This window comes from Xanthomonas floridensis (genome assembly GCF_001642575.1).
Lineage (GTDB): Bacteria > Pseudomonadota > Gammaproteobacteria > Xanthomonadales > Xanthomonadaceae > Xanthomonas > Xanthomonas floridensis.
Genome location: NZ_LXNG01000045.1, coordinates 183,288 through 207,650 on the forward strand (window position 1 = coordinate 183,288; position 24,363 = coordinate 207,650).

General features: G+C 65.2%; 19 protein-coding genes. 16 read left to right on the forward strand and 3 right to left on the reverse strand.

Annotated elements, in window-relative coordinates; genetic code table 11:
* The first annotated feature begins 94 nt into the window (after nucleotides 1–94).
* The 11 genes from kdgD to A7D17_RS18920 all read left to right on the forward strand — a co-directional run bounded on the left by kdgD (nucleotide 95) and on the right by A7D17_RS18920 (nucleotide 14,535).
* The gene (gene kdgD, locus A7D17_RS18870; protein WP_064510503.1) at nucleotides 95–1,012 is read left to right on the forward strand and encodes a 5-dehydro-4-deoxyglucarate dehydratase; all 918 of its coding nucleotides are present in this window, start codon (nucleotides 95–97) and stop codon (nucleotides 1,010–1,012) included.
* The gene (locus tag A7D17_RS18875) at nucleotides 1,012–2,592 is read left to right on the forward strand and encodes an aldehyde dehydrogenase (NADP(+)) (RefSeq protein ID WP_064510504.1); all 1,581 of its coding nucleotides are present in this window, start codon (nucleotides 1,012–1,014) and stop codon (nucleotides 2,590–2,592) included. Before kdgD ends, A7D17_RS18875 begins: the two co-directional genes overlap by 1 nt.
* Nucleotides 2,593–2,707: 115 nt before the next feature.
* Nucleotides 2,708–4,102, forward strand: coding sequence for an MFS transporter (locus A7D17_RS18880; protein ID WP_064510505.1), 1,395 nt, complete (start codon nucleotides 2,708–2,710; stop codon nucleotides 4,100–4,102).
* 19 nt (nucleotides 4,103–4,121) lie between these two features.
* A complete protein-coding gene (gudD, locus tag A7D17_RS18885; RefSeq protein ID WP_064510506.1) occupies nucleotides 4,122–5,477 on the forward strand; it encodes a glucarate dehydratase in 1,356 nt (451 codons plus the stop codon).
* Between the two features lie 75 nt (nucleotides 5,478–5,552).
* On the forward strand, nucleotides 5,553–6,824 hold the full coding sequence (locus A7D17_RS18890) for an OprD family porin (protein ID WP_064510507.1): 1,272 nt from the start codon (nucleotides 5,553–5,555) through the stop codon (nucleotides 6,822–6,824).
* Between the two features lie 37 nt (nucleotides 6,825–6,861).
* On the forward strand, nucleotides 6,862–8,403 hold the full coding sequence (garD, locus tag A7D17_RS18895; RefSeq protein ID WP_064510508.1) for a galactarate dehydratase: 1,542 nt from the start codon (nucleotides 6,862–6,864) through the stop codon (nucleotides 8,401–8,403).
* Between the two features lie 660 nt (nucleotides 8,404–9,063).
* On the forward strand, nucleotides 9,064–9,444 hold the full coding sequence (locus A7D17_RS18900) for a RidA family protein (protein ID WP_011038342.1): 381 nt from the start codon (nucleotides 9,064–9,066) through the stop codon (nucleotides 9,442–9,444).
* Nucleotides 9,445–9,474: 30 nt separating this feature from the next.
* Nucleotides 9,475–11,616: an ATP-dependent DNA helicase RecG gene (gene recG, locus A7D17_RS18905; protein WP_064510509.1), complete on the forward strand. Its 2,142-nt coding sequence runs from the start codon at nucleotides 9,475–9,477 to the stop codon at nucleotides 11,614–11,616.
* A 146-nt stretch (nucleotides 11,617–11,762) separates the two neighbouring features.
* Complete coding sequence (locus tag A7D17_RS18910; protein ID WP_064510510.1) at nucleotides 11,763–12,701, forward strand: nucleoside hydrolase; 939 nt, start codon at nucleotides 11,763–11,765, stop codon at nucleotides 12,699–12,701.
* Nucleotides 12,702–12,772: 71 nt separating this feature from the next.
* On the forward strand, nucleotides 12,773–13,015 hold the full coding sequence (locus A7D17_RS18915; protein WP_010364531.1) for a type B 50S ribosomal protein L31: 243 nt from the start codon (nucleotides 12,773–12,775) through the stop codon (nucleotides 13,013–13,015).
* 230 nt (nucleotides 13,016–13,245) lie between these two features.
* Nucleotides 13,246–14,535: a citrate synthase gene (locus tag A7D17_RS18920; RefSeq protein ID WP_039409911.1), complete on the forward strand. Its 1,290-nt coding sequence runs from the start codon at nucleotides 13,246–13,248 to the stop codon at nucleotides 14,533–14,535.
* A 222-nt stretch (nucleotides 14,536–14,757) separates the two neighbouring features.
* Here A7D17_RS18920 and A7D17_RS18925 read toward each other — a convergent pair whose 3' ends face one another.
* The 3 genes from A7D17_RS18925 to A7D17_RS18935 form a co-directional block, all read right to left on the reverse strand.
* Complete coding sequence (locus A7D17_RS18925; RefSeq protein WP_064510511.1) at nucleotides 14,758–15,573, reverse strand: DMP19 family protein; 816 nt, start codon at nucleotides 15,571–15,573, stop codon at nucleotides 14,758–14,760.
* A gap of 185 nt (nucleotides 15,574–15,758) precedes the next feature.
* Nucleotides 15,759–16,418 carry a hypothetical protein gene (locus tag A7D17_RS18930; protein ID WP_064510512.1) on the reverse strand — a complete coding sequence of 220 codons (660 nt, stop codon included), beginning with the start codon at nucleotides 16,416–16,418 and terminating at the stop codon, nucleotides 15,759–15,761.
* A 293-nt stretch (nucleotides 16,419–16,711) separates the two neighbouring features.
* On the reverse strand, nucleotides 16,712–19,138 hold the full coding sequence (locus A7D17_RS18935) for a penicillin-binding protein 1A (RefSeq protein WP_064510513.1): 2,427 nt from the start codon (nucleotides 19,136–19,138) through the stop codon (nucleotides 16,712–16,714).
* A 214-nt stretch (nucleotides 19,139–19,352) separates the two neighbouring features.
* Here A7D17_RS18935 and A7D17_RS18940 point away from each other — a divergent pair, with 214 nt between their 5' ends.
* From A7D17_RS18940 to A7D17_RS18960, 5 genes are read left to right on the forward strand one after another with little or no spacing between them, the layout of a single operon-like run.
* Complete coding sequence (locus A7D17_RS18940) at nucleotides 19,353–20,411, forward strand: pilus assembly protein PilM (RefSeq protein ID WP_011348458.1); 1,059 nt, start codon at nucleotides 19,353–19,355, stop codon at nucleotides 20,409–20,411.
* Nucleotides 20,411–21,193 carry a PilN domain-containing protein gene (locus tag A7D17_RS18945; RefSeq protein ID WP_064510514.1) on the forward strand — a complete coding sequence of 261 codons (783 nt, stop codon included), beginning with the start codon at nucleotides 20,411–20,413 and terminating at the stop codon, nucleotides 21,191–21,193. The genes A7D17_RS18940 and A7D17_RS18945 overlap by 1 nt, the downstream gene beginning before the upstream one ends.
* The gene (locus A7D17_RS18950) at nucleotides 21,190–21,855 is read left to right on the forward strand and encodes a type IV pilus inner membrane component PilO (RefSeq protein WP_064510515.1); all 666 of its coding nucleotides are present in this window, start codon (nucleotides 21,190–21,192) and stop codon (nucleotides 21,853–21,855) included. The genes A7D17_RS18945 and A7D17_RS18950 overlap by 4 nt, the downstream gene beginning before the upstream one ends.
* The gene (locus tag A7D17_RS18955) at nucleotides 21,852–22,385 is read left to right on the forward strand and encodes a pilus assembly protein PilP (protein ID WP_064510516.1); all 534 of its coding nucleotides are present in this window, start codon (nucleotides 21,852–21,854) and stop codon (nucleotides 22,383–22,385) included. Before A7D17_RS18950 ends, A7D17_RS18955 begins: the two co-directional genes overlap by 4 nt.
* Before the next feature lie 19 nt (nucleotides 22,386–22,404).
* A complete protein-coding gene (locus A7D17_RS18960) occupies nucleotides 22,405–24,351 on the forward strand; it encodes a type IV pilus secretin PilQ (protein ID WP_064510517.1) in 1,947 nt (648 codons plus the stop codon).
* Nucleotides 24,352–24,363: the final 12 nt, after the last annotated feature.

Below are 24,363 nucleotides of genomic sequence, written 5' to 3' on the forward strand. Positions count from 1 at the left end.
CGAATCGTGTATCAAACAATACGTAATTTGGTTTGGACCAGCAATGATCTGCGTTCCTAGGATCAGCCATCCCCCGCCTAGGAGCGTTTGTCCGATGAGCAGCAGATACACCCCGTCCGAAATGGCCCAGGCGCTTGGCGCCGGGTTGCTGTCGTTTCCGGTCACCCATTTCGATGCCGAGCTGGCGTTCGACGAACCGGCCTATCGCACCAACCTGGATTGGCTGTCCTCGCATCCGGCCGCCGGGCTGTTTGCCGCCGGCGGCACCGGCGAGCTGTTTTCGCTGAGCCTGGACGAGGTCAACCGCGCCGTGCGTGCCGCGGTGACCCAGACCGCCGGGCGCATGCCGGTAATTGCGCCAGCCGGCTACGGCACCGCGATCGCCATCGAGATGGCGCAGGCCGCCGAACGCAACGACGCCGACGGCATCCTGCTGTTTCCGCCGTACCTGACCGAGTGCGATGCCGAGGGCGTGGCCGACCATGTCGAACGCGTCTGTAAGTCGACCAGGCTGGGCGTGATCGTTTACGGCCGCGCCAATGCCAAGCTCGACGATGTGACCCTGGCGCGCGTGGCCGAACGTTGCCCCAACCTGGTGGGCTACAAGGACGGCATCGGCGATGTGGATCGCATGACCCGTATCTATGCGCGGCTGGGCGACCGGTTGCTGTACGTGGGCGGCCTGCCCACGGCCGAAACCTTCGCGCTGCCGTATCTGGAAATGGGCGTCACCACCTATTCGTCGGCCATCTTCAATTTCCTGCCCGAGTGGGCGCTGGCGTTCTATGCGGCGGTGCGCGCGCGCGACCACGCCACCATCTACCGCGAGCTCAACGATTTCGTGCTGCCGTACACGGTGCTGCGCAATCGCCGCGCCGGCTATGCGGTGTCCATCGTCAAGGCAGGCATGCGCGCGGTCGGCCGCCCGGCCGGCCCGGTGCGTACGCCGTTGGCCGACCTCAACGAGGACGAATTCGCCCAGCTCAAGCAATTGATCGGAGGACGCCGCTGATGCATGCCATCCAGGGTGAATCGTTGATCGGCCAACGCAGCGTGCCCGGCGCCGGTGCGGTGTTTCAGGGACTGGATGCGGCCAGCGGCGACGCGCTGCAGCCGGTGTTCGCCTCGGCCAGCGCACAGGATCTGGAACAGGCCTGCGCGCTGGCGCACGCGGCGTTCGATTCCTATCGCGACACCTCGCTGGAAGTGCGCGCCGGCTTTCTGGAGACCATCGCCGAGCAGATCCTGGCACTGGGCGATGCGCTGATCGAACGCGCCATGCGCGAAAGCGGGCTGCCGCGTGCACGGCTGGAAGGCGAGCGCGGGCGCACCGTGGGCCAGCTGCGGCTGTTCGCCAACGTGGTGCGCGAAGGCAGCTGGCTGCAGGCGCGCATCGACCCCGCCATGCCGCAGCGCACGCCGCTACCGCGTGCGGATCTGCGCCAGCGCCATATCGCACTGGGGCCGGTGGCGGTGTTCGGTGCCAGCAACTTCCCGCTGGCGTTTTCGGTGGCCGGTGGCGATACCGCTTCCGCCCTGGCGGCCGGTTGCCCGGTGGTGGTCAAGGCGCACAGCGCGCATCCAGGAACCTCCGAATTGGTAGGCCGCGCGATCCAGGCGGCAGTGGCGCAGTGCGGTCTACCCGAAGGCGTGTTCTCGCTGCTGTTCGATGCCGGCATCGAGATCGGCGCGCAGCTGGTGGCCGATGCACGCATCAAGGCAGTGGGGTTCACCGGGTCGCGGGCCGGCGGCATGGCGTTGGTCAGGATTGCCTGCGCACGCCGCGAGCCGATTCCGGTGTATGCGGAAATGAGCGCCATCAACCCGGTCTATCTGTTGCCGCATGCGCTTGAAGCGCGCGCGCCGGCACTGGGCAAGGCGTTCGTGGGTTCGCTCACCCTGGGCGCGGGGCAGTTCTGTACCAACCCCGGCCTGCTGCTGGCGATCGATTCGCCGGCATTGGATGGCTTCATTGCCTCGGCAGCGCAAGCGCTGCAGGAGGTGTCGCCGGCGGCGATGCTCACTGCCGGCATCGGTCATGCGTATGCACAAGGCGTGCAGCGCCTGGACGCGCATCCGCAGGTCGCCACCCTGGCACGTGGCGCGGCCGCAGACACGGGGCGTTGCCCGGCGGCGTTGTTCGGTACCGACGCCGATGCCTTCCTGGCTGAGGAAGCGCTGCAGGCCGAGGTCTTCGGCGCCTCCTCGCTGCTGGTGCGGTGCAAGGACATTGCCCAGTTGCATGCATTGAGCGAACAGCTGGAAGGCCAGCTCACCGCCACCTTGCACATGGACGAGGGCGATACCGAGCTGGCGGGGGCATTGCTGCCGGTGCTCGAGCGCAAGGCCGGCCGCATCCTGGTCAACGATTGGCCCACCGGTGTGGAGGTCTGCCACGCCATGGTGCATGGCGGCCCGTTCCCGGCCACCTCCGACAGCCGCAGTACCTCGGTGGGCACGCTGGCGATTGATCGCTTCCTGCGCCCGGTCTGCTACCAGGACCTGCCGGCGGCGCTGCTGCCGGCGGCCGTGGCGCACGGCAATCCGCTGGGCCTGTGGCGTCGCGTGGATGGCGCATTGGGCCACGACTGACCGACCCGTTTGCAACGTTGCCTGAGGCGTGCCGGAGGAGGGTCCGGCACGCCAACCGCAGGCCCACTTGGAATACCGAAGCGCAGTGCGCTTCCATCGTCATAGGTGAGGAACGATGATGGCTATCGATTCAAAAACGGTCGGTTCAACGACAGTCGGCGCACCGACGGTTCCGCGCAGGCGCTACCTGATCCTGTTGATGTTGTTCGTGGTCACCACGATCAACTATGCCGATCGCGCCACCTTGTCCATCGCCGGTTCCGCGGTCCAGGATGCGCTGGGCATCGACGCGCTGCAGATGGGCTTCATCTTTTCCGCATTCGGTTGGGCCTATGTGGCCGGGCAGATTCCCGGTGGCTGGTTGCTCGACCGCTTCGGCTCGCGCCGCGTGTATGGGCTGTCGCTGCTGATCTGGTCGTTGTTCACCGCGTTGCAGGGCTTCATCGGCTGGGTGCCGGTCGCCTGGGCGGTGACCACGCTGTTCGTGTTGCGCTTTCTGGTGGGCATTGCCGAAGCGCCGTCGTTCCCCGGCAATAGCCGCATCGTGGCGGCCTGGTTTCCCACTGCAGAGCGCGGCCTGGCCGCATCCATCTTCAATTCCGCGCAGTACTTCGCCACGGTGGCGTTTGCGCCGCTGATGGGCTGGCTGGTGCATGCCTGGGGCTGGGAACATGTGTTCCTGGTGATGGGCGGCGTGGGCGTACTGCTGGCGCTGCTGTGGCGCAAGACGATCTATGCGCCGCGCGACCATCCGCGTCTGTCTGCGCAGGAGCTGGACTACATCCAGCGCAACGGCGCACTGGTGGACATGGAACAGGGCAACAAGCCCGGTAGTCAGCCCAAGGGGACGCAGTGGCATTACGCCAAGCAGTTGCTGTGCAACCGGATGCTGCTGGGCGTGTATATCGGCCAGTACTGCATCACCACGCTGACCTATTTCTTCCTGACCTGGTTCCCGGTGTACCTGGTCAAGGAGCGCGGCATGTCGATCCTGGAAGCGGGCTTCGTGGCGTCGTTGCCGGCGGTATGCGGTTTCATCGGTGGCGTGCTGGGTGGCTATGTGTCCGACCGCATGGTGCGGCGGGGCTACTCGCTCACCGTCGCGCGCAAGACGCCCGTTGTGATCGGCATGTTGATGTCGGTGACGATGATCGGCTGCAACTACGTGCAGGTCGAATGGATGGTGGTCGGGCTGATGGCGCTGGCCTTCTTCGGCAAGGGCATCGGCGCGCTCGGCTGGGCGGTGGTGGCCGACACCTCGCCCAAGGAAATCGCCGGCCTGTCCGGTGGCCTGTTCAACACCTTCGGCAATATCGCCGGCATCACCACGCCAATTGTCATTGGCTACATCGTCTCCACCACCGGCACCTTCGAGTGGGCACTGGTCTTTGTCGGGCTCAATGCCCTGCTGGCGGTGGTGTCCTATCTGTTCGTGGTCGGGCAAATCAAGCGTGTGGAACTGAAGGCCCCTCCGGGTGGCCCGGCCGCGCCCATACCTGCACCGCGTTGACCGTCTTCGGAGACCCCTGATGAACATCCATACTTCTGCGGCAGGCGTCGGTGCCACGCCGCGCATTACCGACATCTGCGTGGTGCCGGTGGCCGGCCAGGACAGCATGCTGCTCAACCTCAGCGGCGCGCACGCGCCGTACTTCACCCGCAATGTGTTGGTGCTGCGCGATTCGTCCGGGCGCACCGGCGTGGGCGAGGTACCGGGCGGTGATGCCATCGCCGGCCTGTTGAACGAGGCGGCCGCGCTGATTCGCGACCGTTCCATCGCCGACTACCAGCGCATCCTCAATCAGGTACGCACCGCCTTCGCCGATCGCGACAGCGCCGGACGCGGCCTGCAGACCTTCGATCTGCGCATCACCATCCATGCGGTGACCGCCATCGAAGCGGCATTGCTGGACCTGCTTGGGCAGTTCCTGGATCAACCGGTGGCCGCGCTGCTCGGCGAAGGCCAGCAACGCGATGCGGTAGATGTGTTGGGCTACCTGTTCTTCATCGGCGACCGCCGCAAGACCGGGCTCGACTACCGCGACGGCAGCGCTGCCACCGATGCCTGGGAGACCGTGCGCGACCAGGAGGCACTGACGCCGTCCGCGGTGGTGCGGCTGGCCGAAGCGGCCTACGCCAAATACGGCTTCCGCGATTTCAAGCTCAAGGGTGGCGTGTTGCGGGGCGAGGAGGAGATCGAGGCGATCCATGCGCTGCATGCGCGCTTTCCGCAGGCGCGCATCACCCTGGATCCCAACGGCGCGTGGTCGCTGGAGCAGGCCATCGCGCTGTGCCGCGATATGCACGGTGTGATGGCCTATGCCGAGGACCCGTGCGGAGCAGAGCAGGGTTATTCCGGCCGCGAGGTGATGGCGGAATTCCGTCGCGCCACCGGCCTGCCGACGGCCACCAACATGATTGCCACCGACTGGCGCCAGATGGGTCACGCCATCCAGTTGCAGTCGGTGGATATTCCGCTGGCCGACCCACATTTCTGGACGCTGCAAGGCTCGGTGCGGGTGGCGCAACTGTGCCGCGACTGGGGCCTGACCTGGGGCTCGCATTCCAACAACCATTTCGATATTTCGCTGGCGATGTTCACCCATGTGGCTGCCGCCGCACCGGGGCGCGTCACCGCCATCGACACGCACTGGATCTGGCAGGACGGCCAACGCCTGACCCGTGATCCGCTGCAGATCGAAGGCGGCCAGATCCAGGTGCCGGCAACGCCCGGCCTGGGCGTAGAGCTGGACATGGACGCGCTGGAAGCGGCGCATCGTACCTATCAAGGGTTGAGCCTGGGCGCGCGCGACGATGCCGTCGCCATGCAGGCGCTGATCCCCAACTGGACCTTCGACAACAAGCGGCCCTGCCTGGTGCGCTAGGCGTCCCGATGCCTGCTGCCGGAGCACCGGCCGCAGCGCAAGACCGCGAGTTCACCGCAGGTGGAGAACCGAGCAATGAAAAGCATGATGGCAATCAGCGGCGCTGCGCTGCTGGCAGTCGGCGCGGCCGGGCGTGCGCGTGCACAACAGCCCGATGAGGGATTCTGGAATGGCGCCACGGCCGAGGTCACCGCGCTCAATTTCTATTACAACCGCGATTTCCGCAGTGGCGACGGGCAGGGCAAGCGGGCCGAATGGGCGCAAGGCTTCGTGGTCGATGCCAGGAGCGGCTACACCCGCGGCCCGGTTGGCGCGGGGTTGGACCTGCTGGGCATCGGCGACTTCAAGCTCGATGGCGTGCGTGCCGAAGGGGGCACCGGCCTGCTGCCCAACAACGACGACGGCACCGCGCAGCATGCACTGGTGCGGGTGGCACCGACGCTCAAGCTGCGCGCCTCGCAGACCGAATTGAAATGGGGCAGTTTCATTCCCAACGAGCCGCTGGTGCGCGCCAGCATCACCCGCATCATGCCGGAGACATTTCAGGGCGTGACCCTGGAGTCCAAGGATGTGCCCAAGCTCGATCTGCTGCTCGCCCGCTTCACCAGTGCCTGGTATCGCGACGGCGATTCGCGCGTGCCGATCACCCTGACCAACAAGAACCGCCGCTTTCTCGGTACCCCGGATTCGGACGCGCTCGATCTGGTGTCGGCGACCTATACGCTGGCCCCGAGCACCCAGTTGCGTTATCAGGGCGCGGTGATGGAAGACATCTATCGCCAGCAGCTCTACAACCTGATCCAGACCCAGATGTTCGGCAAGGACCGCCTGCGCGTGGATCTGCGCTATTTCCGCACCGACGATACTGGTCAGTCGCGCGCCGGCCCGATCGACAACCGCATGTTCAGCAGCATGGTGTCCTGGCGCACCGGCGGCCATGAAGTCGGTGTCGGCTATCAGAAGCTGTCCGGCCCCAGCGCCATGCCATGGCCGGGCGGCACCGATGGCAATGTCTTCAACTGGACCTTCATCAACGACTTTCTCGAACGCGGCGAGCGCAGCTGGCAGCTGCGTTACAGCATCGATGGCAAGAGCATCGGCATTCCCGGCCTCAGCGTCATGGCGCGCTACATCAGCGGCGACAATGCACGCCCGGCCACCTATGCCGGCGAAGGCCGCGAATGGGCGCGCGACGTGTTGACCACCTACCAGTTCCAGAGCGAGCGCTTCAAGCATCTGAGCCTGATCTGGTTCAACGGCACCTTTCGCTCCAACTACCAGCGCAATGTCGATGAAAACCGCTTGATCCTGCAGTACCGGCGCCAGTTCGACAGCCCCGATCGCTAACGCATTCCACCCCCATGTTCTGCAAGGTAGCCCCCTGATGTCCGCAACCCAGCACGCCATGCCCTGGCTCAGCATCCGCGCCCATGCGCGCGACAACGTCGCCATTGTCGTCAACGATGGCGGCGCGCCCGCCGGCGCCGCTTTTCCGGATGGGGTGAGTGCCATCGAGCACATCCCGCAGGGCCACAAGATGGCGCTGGTGGCGTTACCCGCCGGCGCGCCGGTGATCCGCCTGGGCGCGGTGATCGGCACCGCCAATGCCGCGATCGCACGCGGCGCCTGGGTCAGCGAGCAGCTGCTGGCGATGCCCGAGGCCCCCGAACTGGCCACGCTGGATCTGGCGCTGCACCCGGCGCCAAAGCCCGAGCCGCTAGAGGGTTACACCTTCCAGGGGTACCGCAACCGCGATGGCAGTGTCGGCACACGCAACATCCTGGGCATCATGACCAGCGTGCAGTGCGTGGTCGGCGTGCTCGGCCACGCGGTGGAGCGCATCCGCACCGAACTGCTGCCCAAGTATCCCAATGTCGACGATGTGGTGGCGGTCAATCACGTCTACGGCTGCGGCGTGGCGATCACCGCGCCGGAGGCCATCATTCCCATCCGCACGCTGCGCAATATCGCGCGCAGCCCCAACTTCGGCGGGCAGGCGCTGATCGTGGGCCTGGGCTGCGAGAAGCTTGCGCCGGAGCGCCTGTTGCCCGACGACGCCAGCGACGACGACAGCGGCGTGTATCGCCTGCAGGAAGCCAGCCTGGGTTTTGCCGACATGGTGGGCTCGATCATGACCATGGCCGAAGAGCGCCTGCGCCATCTGGACCTGCGCCGCCGCGAGACCGTGCCTGCCAGCGAACTGGTGGTGGGCATGCAATGCGGCGGCAGCGACGCGTTTTCCGGCGTCACCGCCAACCCGGGCCTGGGCGTGGCCGCCGACCTGCTGGTGCGTGCCGGCGCCACGGTGATGTTCTCGGAAAACACCGAAGTGCGCGACGGCATCCATCTGCTGGTGCCACGCGCGGCCACTGCCGAGGTGGCCAGGGCGCTGGTACGCGAGATGGCCTGGTATGACGCCTATCTGGCGCGTGGGCAGGCCGATCGCAGTGCCAACACCACTCCCGGCAACAAGAAGGGCGGGCTGGCCAACATCGTGGAGAAGGCCATGGGCTCGATCGCCAAGTCCGGCTCCTCGGCGATCAACGGCGTGGTGCCACCCGGCGAGCGCGTCAAGGGACGCGGCCTGCAGTACTGCGCCACCCCGGCCAGCGATTTCGTGTGCGGCACGTTGCAGGTTGCTGCCGGCATGAACCTGCACGTGTTCACCACCGGCCGCGGAACGCCGTACGGCCTGGGCATGGTGCCGGTGATCAAGGTCGCCACCCGCAGCGAGCTGGCGCAGCGCTGGTCCGACCTGATGGACATCGACGCCGGCGGCGTGGCCACCGGCGCCAAGACGCTGGAGCAATTGGGCTGGGAGTTGTTCCAGCGCTATCTGGACGTGGCCAGCGGCCAACGCACCTGGACCGAGCAGCATCGCCTGCACAACGATCTGGCCTTGTTCAACCCGGCGCCGATTACCTAGTCCTGCGGGGTGCCGGATTCCTGGTGGTGGCGCGGCGGCACCCTGCGACACTCAGTGAGCTGTCGCGCTGTCGCGCAGGTGTGATCGATCTTCTGCGCCGGTGTGGGTGGCGAGGGGCTGCGCGTTCTCGGCATCGTGAGCACTACCGCGTCGTGACGACTGCGCGCCGTATACCGCATCCGTGCATCGCGGCGACGCAGTGCTTGCCGCACATGGCGCAACGTTAACTGGCGTGGCTTCGCCCGGACCCTCACCCCAACCCCCGCTCCGCGCCCCGGCCCCCGCTCGCGGCGCGGGCGCTCCAAGGCACGCACGCCCGTGACGCACAAGCTGTGCCTTCTCGCCCCGAAGGGAGAGGGGCTCGCTGTTCCTTCTCCCGTCGATAGAAGGTGCCCCGAAGGGGCGGATGAGGGTACGTGCGCAGCCTCATATGCCACATCACGCACCGCCCAACTGCGCATGTACAGCCTCATCAAAATCATCGCGCGAAGGCGAAAGCGAGCAGTAACCACCACCACCGCAAGAGGCTCAACCCATCGAGCAACGTGCCACTGCTCGGCTATCCCCCGACCGCGCGCCGTCACCGCGCAGTCCCCATTCGCCCGTCAACGGCATGCGCCGATACAATGCGCGTTCGTTTTCAGTGTTGACGGAGTTCCCATGTCCCAGATCATCCATACCGATCAGGCGCCTGCCGCCATCGGTCCGTATTCCCAGGCCGTGCGCGCCGGCAACACCGTGTATTTTTCCGGCCAGATTCCGCTGGACCCGGCCACCGGCGAGATCGTGCCCGGCGACATCGGTGCACAGGCGCGTCGCGCGTTCGATAACCTCAAGGCAGTGGCCGAAGCGGCCGGCGGCTCGCTGGACAAGATCGTACGGCTGGGCCTGTACCTGACCGACCTGGGCCAGTTCGCCGCCGTCAACGCGGTGATGCAGGAGTATTTCCAGGCCCCGTTCCCGGCCCGCTCCACCATCGAGGTCTCCGGCCTGCCCAAGGGCGCCGGCTTCGAAGTCGATGCGGTGATGGTGCTCGACTGATCCCGCCCGGCTGATCGGTCCCGATCCGTCGTGCCGCGCGCACCCATCGCAACGCCAAGCCTGGCTGTCGCCGGCCAGGTCGCGCTGTCCAGCCTGCCCGGCGTCGGCCCCAAGGTGGCCGAGAAGTTTGCCGCGCGCGGCATCGTGAGCGTGCAGGATCTGTGGCTGCACCTGCCGCTGCGGTATGAAGACCGCACCCGCCTGACCACCATTGCCCAGTTGCAGGGCGGCGTACCCGCGCAGATCGAAGGCCGGGTGGATGCAGTGGAACGCGGCTTCCGCTTCCGCCCGGTGTTGCGCGTGGCGGTCTCGGATGATTCGCACGGCAGCGTGGTGCTGCGCTTCTTCCATTTTCGCGCTGCCCAGGTGGCGCAGTTCGCCGTCGGCACGCGCGTGCGGGTGTTCGGCACGCCCAAGCCCGGCCAGCACGGCTGGGAGATCGTGCATCCCAGCTACCGGGTGCTCGCGCCGGGCGAGGATGCCGGCTTGGGCGATAGCCTGGATCCGGTCTATCCGGTGCTCGAAGGCGTTGGCCCGGCCACATTACGCAAGCTCATCGGCCAGGCGCTGGAGCGGTTGCCACCGGAGGCTGCATTGGAATTGCTGCCGCCGCATTGGCTGCAGGACCAGCAGCTGCCCTCGCTGCATGCGGCCTTGCTGACCATGCATCGCCCGCCGGTCGGCACCGATCCCCAGCAGCTGCTCGCCGGCGGGCATCCGGCCCAGCAGCGTCTGGCGCTGGAAGAACTCTTGGCGCATCAACTCAGCCTGCGCCGCCAGCGCATCGCCCTGCAGCGCTTCCGTGCCCCGCAATTGCGCGGCGGCCGCCTGGTGCAGCAACTGCGCAACGCATTGCCGTTCCAGCTTACCGGCGCGCAGCAGCGCGTCTTCGAGCAGATCGCGCACGACCTCGCACAAGCCTCGCCGATGCTGCGGCTGGTGCAGGGCGATGTCGGCAGCGGCAAGACCGTGGTGGCTGCCATGGCGGCGATGCTGGCGGTGGAGCAGGGCAAGCAGGTGGCCCTGGCCGCGCCCACCGAACTGCTGGCCGAGCAACACCTGAGCAACCTGCGCGGTTGGCTGGAGCCGCTGGGCATTCGCATCGTCTGGTTGGCCGGCAAGGTCACCGGCAAGGCGCGCGCCGCGGCCATGGCCGAGGTCGCCTCCGGCCAGGCCCAGGTGGTGGTCGGCACGCACGCCTTGATGCAGGACGCGGTGGTCTTCCACGATCTGGCGCTGGCCATCATCGACGAGCAGCACCGCTTCGGCGTGCACCAGCGCCTGGCGCTGCGTGACAAGGGTGCGGCCGCCGGCAGCGTGCCGCACCAGCTGGTGATGACCGCCACCCCGATCCCGCGCACGCTGGCGATGTCCACGTATGCGGATCTGGACGTCTCGGCCATCGACGAGCTGCCGCCTGGCCGCACTCCGGTGCAGACCATCGTCCTGAGCGCCGAGCGGCGCCCGGAGTTGGTCGAACGCATCCGCGCCGCGTGTGCCGAAGGCCGTCAGGCCTACTGGGTGTGCACGTTGATCGAAGAAAGCGAGGAGCCGGAGAAGGGCGCGCCGAGCGGGCCGCCACGCATCGAGGCGCAGGCCGCGCAGGTCACCTATGAGGCCCTGTCGGCGCAGCTGCCCGGCGTGCGCGTCGCCCTGGTGCACGGGCGCATGAAGCCGGCCGAGAAACAGCAGGCCATGCTGGACTTCAAGCAGGGCCGCACCGACCTGCTGGTGGCCACAACCGTGATCGAAGTCGGCGTGGACGTGCCCAATGCGTCGTTGATGATCATCGAGAACGCCGAGCGCCTGGGCCTGGCCCAGTTGCATCAGCTGCGCGGCCGGGTCGGCCGCGGCGCCGCGGCGTCCAGTTGCGTACTGCTGTACCAGGGGCCGTTGTCGCTGATGGCGCGCCAGCGCCTGGAAACCATGCGCCAGACCAACGATGGTTTCGTGATCGCCGAAAAGGACCTGGAGCTGCGCGGTCCTGGCGAACTGCTGGGTACCCGCCAGACCGGCCTGGCCAGTTTCCGCATCGCCGACCTGGCCCGTGACGCCGGCCTGCTGCCGCGCGTGCAGGTCCTGGCCGAGCGGCTGCTGGCCGAGGCGCCGGAGATCGCCGACCGCGTGGTGGCGCGCTGGATCGGTGGCGCGGTGCGGTATGCCGCCGCGTGAGTGGCGGGAATCGGGAATCGGGAATCGGGAATCGGGAATCGTAAAAGCAAGGGCTGCTGCTTCGGTGTACTTCCCGGGCGTTCGCGTGACCGGCCGATCCTTGCGAAGATGCTGCAACGAATCCCGAATGCCCAATCCCGACTCCCATGACAAAAAAAATACCGCTGCTGATCGATACCGACCCGGGCGTGGATGACGCGCTGGCGTTGCTGATGGCCTTCAACGACACTCGCCATGAGGTGGTCGGTCTGACCATCGCCGCCGGCAACGTGGGCCTGGAGCACACCGTGCGCAACGCCTTGAAGGTCTGCGAGATCGCCGGTCGCGCGGATGTGCCGGTGTACGCCGGCTGCCCGCAGCCGCTGCTGCACCCCTCGGTGGACGCGGCGCATGTGCACGGCATTGATGGCTTTGGCGACGTCGGTCTGGCGCCGGCCAAGCGCACTGCCGAAAGCGAGCACGCCGCATTGGCCATCCTGCGCCTGTCGCACGCGTACGCCGGCGAGCTATTGCTGGTGGCACTGGGCCCGCTGACCAATCTCGCCCTGGCGTTGACCCTGGACCCGACCCTGCCGCAGCGCGTGGCGCGGCTGGTGGTGATGGGCGGGGCGCTGACCGGGCACGGCAACATCACCCCGGCGGCTGAATTCAACATCGGCTTCGACCCGGAGGCCGCGCATATCGTGTTTCGCAGCTTCCCGCACTTCGATGTGGCCGACTGGGAAGCCACCATCGCGCACGGCCTGCTGCACCGGGACGTGGAGCAATGGCTGGCCGCCGATAGCGCCCGCGCCCGCTTCTACGAGGAAATCTCGCGCAAGACCCGCCTGTGGTCCGAAGACAGCCGCGGCGAGTACTGGTACGCCGCCGATGCCCTGGCGATGGCGTTCGCGCTGCATCCGGACGGCGCGCAGCGCCTGGAGCAGCGCCCGGTGCATATCGAACTGTCCGGCACCCACACCCGCGGCATGACCCTGGTGGACTGGAACCGGCAGGGCGGCGCGCCCGACAATTGCAACCTGTTGCTGGAGTATGACCGCCAGCGGTTTTACGGACTGGTCGGGGCAGCCCTGGCGGCGGGCTAGGGCGATCTTGCGCCGGGAGCCTGCAGGCCGCTATAATACCCGGCTTATCCAGGCAGCCCGGCGCCAAGTCCATGAAAGATAACGTGCATCCCAACTACAAAGACGTCGTCTTTCACGACGTGACCTCCGATTTCAAGATCCTGACCCGTTCCACCATGGGCTCGAAAGAGACCGTGAAGTGGGAAGACGGCCAGGAATATCCGCTGATCAAGGTGGAAATCTCCTCCGCGTCGCACCCGTTCTATACCGGCAAGCACAAGGTGATCGACACCGGCGGCCGTATCGACAAGTTCCAGAAGCGCTACGCGCGCTGAACTTGCAGGACGGGCTGTACCGGCAGCGGCCGCGCATTGCGCGGCCGTTGTCTTTTTGGGGCTGTGCCGCTTCGCCTGCGCACCCCTGCGCTGCGCATCTACGACTTCTGTCCAAGCGACGGCCAAAATGCTGCTGTGCGATAATGACGTGATCCGAGGCGATGCCTTGGACTTCCATCACGTGCCTGCCCATGTGGGATCAGGCGCCTTCCACTGAAGGAGCGTACACAGTGTCCGATCTTGATCAGGTCACGCTCAACGCCGGCGACAAGTCGGTCGTTCTGCCGGTTCTCAAGCCCACCTTGGGCAATGACTGCGTCGATATTTCCAAGCTGACCAAAGAAACCGGTCTGTTCACCTACGACTCGGGCTTCACCGCCACCGCCAGCTGCAAGTCGGCCATCACCTACATCGATGGCGACAACGGCGTGTTGCTGTACCGCGGTTACCCGATCGAGCAGCTGGCCGAGAAGTCCAGCTTCCTGGAAGTGTCGTACCTGCTGATGAACGGCGAACTGCCGACAGCGGACGAATTCAAGAAGTTCGACCACGAAGTCACGCATCACACGATGATGCACGAGTCGCTGAAGAACTTCCTCGGCGGTTTCCGCCACGACGCGCACCCGATGGCCATGCTGGCCGGTTCGGTCGCATCGCTGTCGGCGTTCTACCACGACACCCTGGACCTCAACGATCCGGAGCAGCGCCGTCAGGCCGCCATCCGCCTGATCGCCAAGGTGCCGACCCTGGCCGCTGCCGCGTACCGTTATTCGATCGGCTGGCCGATCCGCTATCCGCGCAACAACCTGAACTACGTCGACCGCTTCCTGCACATGATGTTCGAAGTGCCCAGCGAGCCGCTGGAGATCAACCCGGTTGTCGCCAAGGCACTGGATCTGCTGTTCATCCTGCACGCCGATCACGAGCAGAATGCCTCGACCTCGACCGTGCGTCTGGTCGGTTCGACTGGCGCCAACCCGTACGCATCGGTCGCAGCGGGCATCACCGCGCTGTGGGGCCCGGCACACGGCGGCGCCAACGAAGCGGTGCTGAAGATGCTCGAAGAAATCGGCACTGCCGATAACGTCGAGTCGGCCGTGGCCAAGGCCAAGGACAAGAACTCCTCGTTCCGCCTGATGGGCTTCGGTCACCGCGTCTACAAGAACTTCGACCCGCGCGCCAAGATCATCCGCGAGATGACCCACAAGGTGCTGGGCGAGCTGGGTGTCAACGACCCGTTGCTGGAAGTGGCGCTGAAGCTGGAAGAAGCCGCGTTGAAGGACGACTACTTCGTGCAGCGCAAGCTGTACCCGAACGTGGACTTCTACTCGGGCCTGATCTACAAGGCGCTGAATATCCCGGTGGAAATGTTCACCGTGATGTTCGCCATCGCGCGCACCGCCGGCTGGGTGTCGCATTGGCTGGAGCAGCAGGTCGACCCGGAAATGAAGATCGGCCGTCCGCGCCAGATCTACACCGGTTACGACAAGCGCGACTACACCGACAGCGCCAAGCGTTGATCGGCTCAAGATCGTCTGCGTAAACGAACGCCCCGCACTGCGGGGCGTTTTCGTTGTTGCCTGGGGCGCTTGCCGGAAGAGGTGTGCTTGTCGGTGACGGCTGACAGCCCATGCCAGGCGGCCGTCAGCTGGGTGTGGAAGGCTGCATCAAGCCAATGCGACCTGCGAACCTTGGGGCCTGGGCCGATCCCGCCTTCAAGTGAGCGCGATCGTCTGGCTGTCCTAGAGCTCGGCCGGTGCCTGGATCATGGCAACCAATGCCTGGTCGGCGGCATCGTACATGGATGCAACCCCATCCAGGTCGAGCATGTAGAAGTGCCCGCGATTGGTGAGGAAATGCCAGGCGAGCACCTGGTTGCCGTTGTACCTGTGGCTAGGGTCGCCGGCGGTAATACGGTCCAGTGTGTGTCCGCTTTCCTCGCACAGGCGATCGATCAACTTCATATAGCGCGGTTGGTACGTGCGCGCCAGATCGATCCGCGCCTGGCGTTCTGCGGGGGAAACAGTGCTGGCAAGACGTTCTATTTCCTGGTTCAAACGATCCGGTGGCAATGCAAGTAACCGTGGGTGATGGCGCAGCCATGTCGAATTCAGCTCGATCAGGTTTTCCTCGCGCTCCAGATCGTAGAAGGCGTTGTCGCGCTGAGTTAAAGCGCTGCGCACGGAGCTACCCTCGCCATACGGGTCCTGCATGAAGATTTCCAGGTCCTGCTCTTCAAGGCGAATGAAGTCGGCGTAGTTTTCGGCGTACAAAGCTGCGTGCCTTGGGGCGTGCATCGCCTCCAGGCCGCGCGCGACAAATTGCATGACCTTGGAGCTAGGGTTGGAATTCAACAGGAACTGCGCAAAGCCGCCATTGTTGACCTGTGCCAGATAAAAATCGACGTAGTAGCTGCACAAGGCATTTTCGGAGATTTCATCTTCCCGCATGTAGTTGCCCACCAGGGCATTGACCACGTCAATGTTTGACTGGACCAGTGCGTACGGGCTCGCGCTATCAAGACTTTCCTGCGAAACAATGACGGTATCGTATTTCATGCAGGCGCCTTGATTCTCTGGGTGGACTGAGCCGCCATGATTCCACCGCAGGGGGGAGTGGCGTCAAGGCCTGCTTGGCAGGCCCGCGCGTGGTTGCCCGCTCAGGCCGGCAGGCAAGGCGTTGTCTGCACGCCCGGCATGGTTGCCGGCGCATGGGCGGTCGCGCTGCGCCTGCAATTGTGCAGTTACCGCGTTGCAAGAGATGATGTGGATTCGTGGGCGGGTGGCAGCTCTGCGAGCAACTGCCGCAGTTGTGCGGCCGAGGCGCGTGGCATCGGCTTCTCGTCCAGCTGCGATAGCGGCGCCTGGCGCAGCGCGTCGTAGGGCAGCACCGTCAGGTCGAAGGTCAGCTCCTCGGCACTGAACAGCCACACCGGGAAGTCGCCGTTGCGCTCGCGGTCCAGCCGCAGACGACGGGTGCGCGCCTCGGCAGGGATGCGGTGTTCTTCCAGAAACCGCTGTACCGCGTCCGGATCGTCGCTATGCAGTTGCAAGTGCACCGGTGCATTGGCATCGGCCGTGCCGTCCAGCACCGGGCCGGCCAGTCGTGGCTGGAACGGACTCAGAAATTCCAACGCGCGCAAGGCCGCTTCGCGACGTTGGCGCAACCGCGTTGCGTGGTCGGGCCCGACGAACAGGCGCTGATATTCGCGTAGCGCTTCTTCGATCTCGCGATTGCGCGGCAGCGAGGCGTCGTCGTGGATGCCGAGCCGGCTGGCCGCCTTGAGCTTGGCCTGATGAAAATCGCGGATGCCGCCCTCGGCCATCAATCTGGCCGCCTCGTGGGCGAGCCGATGACGGCGCTCCCGGGTGCGCGTATCGGCGTGTTGGCGTGCGTGGTGCATGACCGGGCTCCCCAGATGAACCTGGGTTCGACTCTACAACAGCCACATGAAGACATGGCGAATGCGTCGCGTCATGTCGAGGACGAATCGTGTCTTACCTTCGATCTGGCTCCATCAGGTATCAGCCGCAAGCGGCAGCTGCCGGGCCGCGTTGCTGCACCTACCTCACCCCTCAAAGAAAAAAGGGGAACCGGAGCAGCCCCGCTGTTCCGAATCCCCAGTCCCGAATCCCCAGTCCCGAATCCCCAGTCCCGAATCCCGAATCCCGAATCCCGAATCCCGAATCCCGGCCCTCAAAAAATATCGAACGCCTTCTCGTCCTGCTGTTCCTGCAGGCCGTAATCGTAATCCTGCAGGCGATCCAGATCCTCGTTCTTCACCCACTCGACCGCGCCATTGATCGTGGCCTGGGTCATGCCATCTGGCGGATCATTGGCGGCGATCGGCTTGTCCTTCAGTGCCACGCGCATGTAGTCGATCCAGATCGGCAAGGCCGCCTTGCCGCCGTACTCGCGGTAGCCCAGCGAGCGGAAGTCGTCGCGGCCGACCCAAACGGTGGTGGCATACGGACCGCCGAAGCCGGAGAACCAGGCGTCACGGTGGTCATTGGTCGAGCCGGTCTTGCCGCCCACGTCCTCACGGCCCAGCACCTTGGCAGCGGTGCCGGTGCCGCGCTGGACCACGTCGCGCATCATCGAAACCAACTGGTAGGCGGTGCGCTCGTCGATGGCGCGCGGGGCGATCTTGGTCTCCGTCGTCGCCACCGGCGCAGTTTCCGCCGCTGCCGGGGCGGCGTTGGCGGCCGGGGCGGGCGGCGCAGCCGGCGCCTGCGCGCCGAAGTTGAAGCCATCCACCACTTGGCTGACCGGTGCGGCGGTACCGCCCTGCGTGGCGCAGGTGCGGCAGGCGACGGCCGGTACTTCCTTGAAGATGACCTTGCCGTCGCGGTCCTTGACCTCATCCACGATCCAGGTGTCCACGCGCGAGCCACCATTGGCGAACACCGCGTAGCCGCGTGCCACCGACAGCGGCGTCAGCGACGCGGTGCCCAGCGACATCGACAGGTTGGGCGGCAACTCGGCCTCCTGGAACCCGAACTGGCTGATGTATTTGCGTGCGAAATCGACGCCGATCGCATCCAGCAGGCGCACCGACACCAGGTTGCGCGATTGCACCAGCGCCTCGCGCAGCCGCATCGGACCGCGGAAGCCGCCGCCATCGTTCTGCGGCGACCAGGTCTTGCCGCGACGGTCGCGGAACACTACTGGCGCATCCAGCACGATCGAGGCCGGGTTGAAGCCTTTTTCGAAGGCGGCGGCATACACGAACGGCTTGAAGCTGGAGCCCGGCTGGCGGCGTGCCTGGGTGGCGCGATTGAATTTGTTGCCGGCAAAGCTGAAACCGCCGACCAACGCGCGCAGCGCGCCGCTGTTGGCATCCAGCGACACCAGCGCCGCCTGGCCGCGCGGCAGTTGGTCGATGATCCACTCGCCGTCTTTTTCGCCAGCACGGATGCGGGTCAGATCGCCGCGGGTCAGCAACTTGGCCGGGGTTTTGCTGGTCCAGCGGCTGGCAGAGGCGGGCAGGGTGAGTTCGGTCTTGTCGTGCTGCACGACGGTCACCCCACCATCGGCGTTGGTGCGCGCCACGATCACCGCGCGCAGGCCGCCCTGGGTGAACACGCCCGACAGATGCTTGGCCAGTGCCGCGGCATCCGCATCGGCGGCAACATCGAAATGCTGCTCCACGCCGTGCCAGCCATGGCGGTGGTCGTACAGCCGCAGGCCTTCGGCAACCGCCGCGTCGGCGCCGGTCTGCAGGGTCGCATCGATGGTGGTGGTGACGTGGTAGCCCTTGTTGAGTACGTCGCCGCCGTACTTGGCGATCATCTCCTGGCGCACCAGCTCGGCCACGTACGGGGCGTACACCTCCACCGGCGGCTCGTGCGGCTTGGCATGCATCGGCACGGCCTTGGCAGCATCGGCCTCCGTCTGGCTGACGAAGCCCAGGTCGGCCATGCGCTGCAGCACGTAGTAGTCGCGGCGTTCGCGCGCGCGCTCGGGGTTGCTGATCGGGTTGCCACTGGACGGGAACTTGGGGATGCCGGCCAGCGAGGCCATCTCGTCCAGGCTCAGCTCGCCCAGCTTCTTGCCGTAGTAGTACTCGGCGGCGGCACCGACGCCATAGGCGCGATTGCCGAAGAAGCTCTTGTTGAGATACAGCTCGAAGATCTCGTCCTTGCTCAGCTCGCTTTCGATCTTGCGCGCCAGCAGGATCTCGGCCAGCTTGCGGGTGTAGCTGTACTCGGAGCTCAGGAAGAACTGCCGCGCCACCTGCTGGGTGATGGTGGAGCCGCCCGGCACCCGCTTGGCATCGGTGGTGGCCAGCAGCCACACCGCGCGGCCAATGCCCTTGTAGTCCACGCCCCCATGTTCGTAGAAGCGCGCGTCCTCGGTCGCCAGGAAGGCCTGCTTCAGGCGCAGCGGCACCTCCTTCATCTGGATCGGGTAGCGCCGGGTCTCGCCATAGACCGCCATCAGGCGGCCGTCGCTGGAATAGACGTACATCGGCTCCTGCAGTTCGACCTGCTTGAGCGACTGTACGTCCGGCAACTTCGAGGAAATGGCGTAATACAGGCCGCCGGCAGCAATAGCGCCAAGCAGTGCGAGCACAACGAGCGTGGCCAGGATCCAGCCCAGCCAACGGCGAATACGGGGCATGTAAGAGAGATTCCGATTGCAGATTTCTTGGTCACAGAGTATAGATGACGCCGAGTTTGGCTGGGGCCGAACTCTGGGGATCGCAGAAGACAGCACTGGGGTCACGGTCGCGGGGTCATTGCCTTGCGCGTGAAGGGCTTGTCAACTGTTAAAATTTGATTATTAATACGAGGGCGCAGAGTGCGTCCAAGTGCCCATCGGCAGGGGAGTTACCGTGGGGCTTCTACCCAAGAGTCAGTCGCCACTGATTGGTGTCGACATTAGTTCCACTGCGGTCAAGCTCTTGCAGCTGTCGCGCAGCGGGAATCGTTTTCGCGTGGAGCACTACGCGGTGGAACCGTTGCCGCCGAACGCGGTGGTGGAAAAGAACATCGTCGAAGTGGAGGCGGTGGGCGAAGCCATTCGTCGCGCTATCAACCGTTCCGGCAGCAAGGCCAAGAACGCGGCGGCTGCCGTGGCTGGGTCGGCGGTGATCACCAAGCTGATCCCGATGCCGGCCGACCTGGACGACAGCGATCTGGAGGCCCAGGTCGAACTGGAAGCCACCAATTACATTCCGTACCCGATCGAGGAAGTGAATCTCGATTTCGAGGTGCTCGGCCCGATGCCCAATAGCCCGGACATGGTCCAGGTGCTGCTGGCCGCCTCGCGCTCGGAGAACGTGGAGCTGCGCCAGTCTGCGCTGGAGCTGGGTGGTCTGACCGCCAAGGTGATGGACGTGGAGGCCTTCGCGGTCGAAAACGCCTTTGCCCTGGTCGCCAGCGAACTGCCGGTGGCCGCCGATGCGGTGGTCGCGCTGGTGGACATCGGCGCCACCATGACCACGCTGAGCGTGCTGCGCTCCGGCCGTAGCCTATATAGCCGCGAGCAGGTGTTTGGTGGCAAGCAGCTGACCGACGAAGTGATGCGCCGCTATGGCCTGACCTACGAAGAGGCCGGCCTGGCCAAGCGTCAGGGTGGGTTGCCGGAGAGCTACGAGGTCGAAGTGCTGGAGCCGTTCAAGGAGGCGACGGTGCAGCAGATCAGCCGCCTGTTGCAGTTCTTCTACGCCGGCAGCGAATTCAATCGTGTGGACTGCATCGTGCTGGCCGGCGGTTGCGCCGCGTTGGCGCGGTTGCCGGAAATGGTCGAGGAACAGCTGGGCGTGACCACCGTGGTGGCCAACCCGCTCGCACAGATGACGCTGGGTCCGAAGGTCCAGGCCCACGCACTGGCGCTGGATGCGCCTGCCCTGATGATCGCCACCGGCCTGGCCCTGAGGAGCTTTGACTGATGGCAAGAATCAACCTACTGCCCTGGCGCGCCGAGCGCCGGAAGGCGCGCGAGCGTGAGTTCTATTCGATGCTGGGCTTCGCCGCGTTGGGCGGCGTGTTGTTGTCGGCCTTGATCTGGTTCTACTACGACGCGCAGATCAGCGGCCAGACCGAGCGCAATGCGTTTCTGACCACCGAGATCGAAAAGGTCAAGGCGCAGAACGAAGAGATCAAGGAACTCGACAAGAAGAAGGACCGCCTGCTGGCCCGCAAGAAGGTCATCGAGGAACTGCAGGCCAATCGCTCGCAGATGGTGCACCTGTTCGATTCGCTGGTGCGCACCATTCCCGATGGCGTGGCGCTGACCAACATCAAGCAGGACGGCGACATCCTGACCCTGGAAGGCCGCTCGCAATCCAATGCGCGCGTCAGTGCGTACATGCGCAACCTGGAAAGCTCGGGCTGGATGACCAATCCGGACCTGTCGATCATCGAAGCCAAGAGCCAGGACAAGGCCGCTGGTCAGCCTGCCTCTTCGGCGATGGACAGCAAGACTTTGCCGTATGTGTTCACGCTGAAGGTCAAGCTGGCCAACCCGAACGAGGCCGACAAGAACGGCACTGCGCCGGTTGACGGGCAGGCACCGGCAGCACCGGGCGCGGCGCCTGCGGGCACGGCGCCGGCACCTGCTGCTACGCCGGCCACACCGGCGCCAGCCGCACCGGCACCTGCTGCTCCGCCTGCACCCGCACAAGCGGCACCGGCGCAAGCCACTCGGCCGCAGGAGGGGGCGGCGTCATGAGTAAGAAATCATTCAAGCTCAGCGATCTGGATTTCAACAACATCGGCGGCTGGCCGCAGCAGGCACGCATCGTGTTCTGCGTGGTCGTGGGCTTGTTCATCATGGTCCTGGCCTGGTTCCTGCTGATCAGCGGCAAGCGCGACGAACTGGAAGGGCTGGAAGGCACCGAAACCCAGCTGCGCACCGAGTTCGAAACCCAGCAGGGCCGTGCGGTCAATCTGGAGCCGCTCAAGCAGCAGCTCGCGCAGATGGAACAGGTGCTGCAGCAGATGTTGCGCCAGCTGCCCAGCAAGACCGAAATGCCGGATCTGATCATCGACATCTCGCAGACCGCGTTGTCCAGCGGCCTGTCCAACGAGCTGTTCCAGCCGGGCCCTGAGTCACCGAAGGAGTTCTACGCCGAAAAGCCGATCGCCCTGCGCATGGTGGGCAGTTACCACCAGTTCGGCGCCTTCGTCAGCGGTGTGGCCTCGCTGCCGCGCGTGGTGATCCTGACCATGCACGACATCAACCTCAAGCCCAAGGACGCCAAGGCCGGCATCACGCCACGCGGCGCGCTGGAACTGTCCGGCACGGTCAAGACCTATCGTTATCTGGACGATGAGGAAATGGCCGAGCAGGAGAAGGCGGCGGCCGACGCTGCGAAGAAGGGCGGCCAATGACCATGAAATTGCTCAAGATCCTGTCCTGCGTGGCGCTAATTGCAGTATTGCCGGCCTGTAGCCGCGGCATTACCAGTACCCCGGGCGACGCACCGAATCTGGAAGCCTGGGTGGCCGAAGTGCGTGCGCGTCCTGCGCCGCCGCTGGAGCCGTTGCCGGTGATGCAGCAGTTCGAGACGTTCGAATACGCAGCGCAGACGATGCGCGACCCGTTCAGCGATGCCTGGGTCAGCGCGGAAGGCGGCAATGGCACCCGACCGGATCCGAACCGGCGCAAGGAGCCGTTGGAAGCTTTCCCGCTCGACGCTCTCGACATGGTGGGGACCATCGGGGGTGGGTCGGGTCTGATCGCACTGGTCATGGCGCCCGACAAGGTGACCTACCGGGTGCGACCGGGTGTGTATCTGGGACAGAGCGATGGCCGGGTGACCGGGGTCTACGAAGACCGCATCGAGCTGATTGAACTTGTGCCGGACGGTGCGGGTGGATGGCTTGAACGGCCGGCCGCACTCGCATTGGATGATCAATAAAGTGATAGGGGATAGCACGATGACGTTTTCCAATGCCCAGCGGCTGCGTCCGGTTCGACGCCACGCGATGCTCCAGGCCTGCGCGTTGGGGTTCGCGCTGGCGCTGGCCAGTGGCAGCTCGTTCGCGGCTGCCGCGCTGACTTCGCCTGCGCAGGATCCGGCCAAGACCGCTCCGGCGAGCCTGGCGGTGTCCAAGATCGACTTCAAACGTGGCGACGACGGCGCAGGCCGGTTGATCCTGAAGTTCGACGGCCAGGGCGCCAGCCCGGACCTGCGGACCCAGGGCGACAACGTGCTGGTGGACATCAGCAACGCCAAGTTGCCGCCGGAGTTGCAGCGCCCGCTCAACGTCACCGACTTCGCCACGCCGGTGCAGCGCGTGGAGGTCAAGCCGTCAGGCTCCGGCTCGCAGCTGGTGCTGTCGACCAAGGGGGCATTCGATTCGCTGGCCTACCAGACCGGTAACGAATACGTGGTCGAGATCACCCCGCGCAAGGGCCAGCCGGCCGTGGGCGGTGTGAGCCCGGCGGCGGTGACCCAGGCTGCCGCGCAGATCGCCGCGCGTGGCTATAGCGGCCGCCCGGTGACGTTCAACTTCCAGGACGTGCCGGTACGCACCGTGCTGCAGCTGATCGCCGAAGAATCCAACCTCAACATCGTGGCCTCCGACACCGTGCAGGGCAATGTGACCCTGCGCCTGATGAACGTACCGTGGGACCAGGCGCTGGACATCGTGCTGCGCGCCAAGGGCCTGGACAAGCGCCGCGACGGCGGCGTGGTGTGGGTCGCTCCGCAGCCGGAATTGGCCAAGTTCGAGCAGGACAAGGAAGATGCACGCATCGCGATCGAGAATCGCGAGGACCTGATCACCGATTACGTGCAGATCAATTACCACAATGCGGCGGTGATCTTCAAAGCGCTGACCGAGGCCAAGGGCATTGGCGGCGGCGGTGGTGGTGGCGGTCAGGGCGGACAAGGTGGCGCCGGTCAGCAGGACAACGGTTTCCTCTCGCCGCGCGGTCGCCTGGTGGCGGACGAGCGCACCAATACCTTGATGATCAGCGATATCCCGAAGAAGGTCGCGCAGATGCGCGAGTTGATCTCGCATATCGATCGCCCGGTGGACCAGGTATTGATCGAAAGCCGTATCGTGATTGCGACCGATACGTTTGCGCGTGACCTTGGTGCACGATTCGGCGTAACCGGTGCGACGGGTCGGGGTATCTTGAGTGGCTCTCTGGAAAGTAACGTCAACTACCTCAACACCTCTGCGCAAGCTGCGCTGGAGCGCGCCAATGGCGGCACGCAGACGACGCTGCCGGCGCATTTGTTTCCGTCTGGTCTGAACCTTGATCTTGGAGCTGGTGGCTTCACGAACAGCGGGGCAGCAGGTCTCGCTTACACCCTGTTGGGCTCGCACTTCAACCTGGATATCGAGTTGTCTGCGATGCAGGAAGAAGGTCGCGGCGAAGTCGTTTCAAATCCACGTATCGTGACCGCCAACCAGCGTGAGGGCGTGATCAAGCAGGGTCGCGAAATCGGCTATGTGACCATCAGCGGTGCGGGCGTCGCGGGCGGTGGGTCGCAGGCCAATGTGCAGTTCAAGGAAGTTCTGCTTGAACTGAAAGTCACGCCGACAATCACGAATGACAATCGCGTATTCCTCAACATGAATGTCAAGAAGGATGAGGTTGCGCGTTTTATCGATCTGCCGCAGTACGGCACCGTGCCGGAAATCAACCGTCGGGAAGTCAATACGGCAGTGTTGGTGGGTGATGGCGAGACGGTTGTGATCGGTGGTGTCTACGAATTCACTGATCGTGAAAGCGTGTCGAAGGTACCTTTCCTGGGCGATATTCCGTTTCTGGGTAATCTGTTCAAGAAGCGTGGGCGCAGCAAGGAAAAGGCCGAGTTGCTGGTCTTTGTCACCCCAAAGGTGTTGCGGGTGGCGAGCGCAGCGCGGTAACCGCGATGCATG

What these genes read in the sequence shown, in the direction of transcription:
- A7D17_RS18950 (WP_064510515.1), top strand. Translation starts at nt 21,190, where the DNA reads ATGAGTAAGAAATCATTCAAGCTCAGCGATCTGGATTTCAACAACATC.
- A7D17_RS18955 (WP_064510516.1), top strand. Translation starts at nt 21,852, where the DNA reads ATGACCATGAAATTGCTCAAGATCCTGTCCTGCGTGGCGCTAATTGCA.
- A7D17_RS18915 (WP_010364531.1), top strand. Translation starts at nt 12,773, where the DNA reads ATGAAAGATAACGTGCATCCCAACTACAAAGACGTCGTCTTTCACGAC.
- A7D17_RS18890 (WP_064510507.1), top strand. Translation starts at nt 5,553, where the DNA reads ATGAAAAGCATGATGGCAATCAGCGGCGCTGCGCTGCTGGCAGTCGGC.
- gudD (WP_064510506.1), top strand. Translation starts at nt 4,122, where the DNA reads ATGAACATCCATACTTCTGCGGCAGGCGTCGGTGCCACGCCGCGCATT.
- A7D17_RS18875 (WP_064510504.1), top strand. Translation starts at nt 1,012, where the DNA reads ATGCATGCCATCCAGGGTGAATCGTTGATCGGCCAACGCAGCGTGCCC.
- A7D17_RS18945 (WP_064510514.1), top strand. Translation starts at nt 20,411, where the DNA reads ATGGCAAGAATCAACCTACTGCCCTGGCGCGCCGAGCGCCGGAAGGCG.
- A7D17_RS18925 (WP_064510511.1), bottom strand. Translation starts at nt 15,573, where the DNA reads ATGAAATACGATACCGTCATTGTTTCGCAGGAAAGTCTTGATAGCGCG.
- A7D17_RS18935 (WP_064510513.1), bottom strand. Translation starts at nt 19,138, where the DNA reads ATGCCCCGTATTCGCCGTTGGCTGGGCTGGATCCTGGCCACGCTCGTT.
- garD (WP_064510508.1), top strand. Translation starts at nt 6,862, where the DNA reads ATGTCCGCAACCCAGCACGCCATGCCCTGGCTCAGCATCCGCGCCCAT.
- A7D17_RS18910 (WP_064510510.1), top strand. Translation starts at nt 11,763, where the DNA reads ATGACAAAAAAAATACCGCTGCTGATCGATACCGACCCGGGCGTGGAT.
- kdgD (WP_064510503.1), top strand. Translation starts at nt 95, where the DNA reads ATGAGCAGCAGATACACCCCGTCCGAAATGGCCCAGGCGCTTGGCGCC.
- A7D17_RS18960 (WP_064510517.1), top strand. Translation starts at nt 22,405, where the DNA reads ATGACGTTTTCCAATGCCCAGCGGCTGCGTCCGGTTCGACGCCACGCG.
- A7D17_RS18900 (WP_011038342.1), top strand. Translation starts at nt 9,064, where the DNA reads ATGTCCCAGATCATCCATACCGATCAGGCGCCTGCCGCCATCGGTCCG.
- A7D17_RS18880 (WP_064510505.1), top strand. Translation starts at nt 2,708, where the DNA reads ATGATGGCTATCGATTCAAAAACGGTCGGTTCAACGACAGTCGGCGCA.
- A7D17_RS18930 (WP_064510512.1), bottom strand. Translation starts at nt 16,418, where the DNA reads ATGCACCACGCACGCCAACACGCCGATACGCGCACCCGGGAGCGCCGT.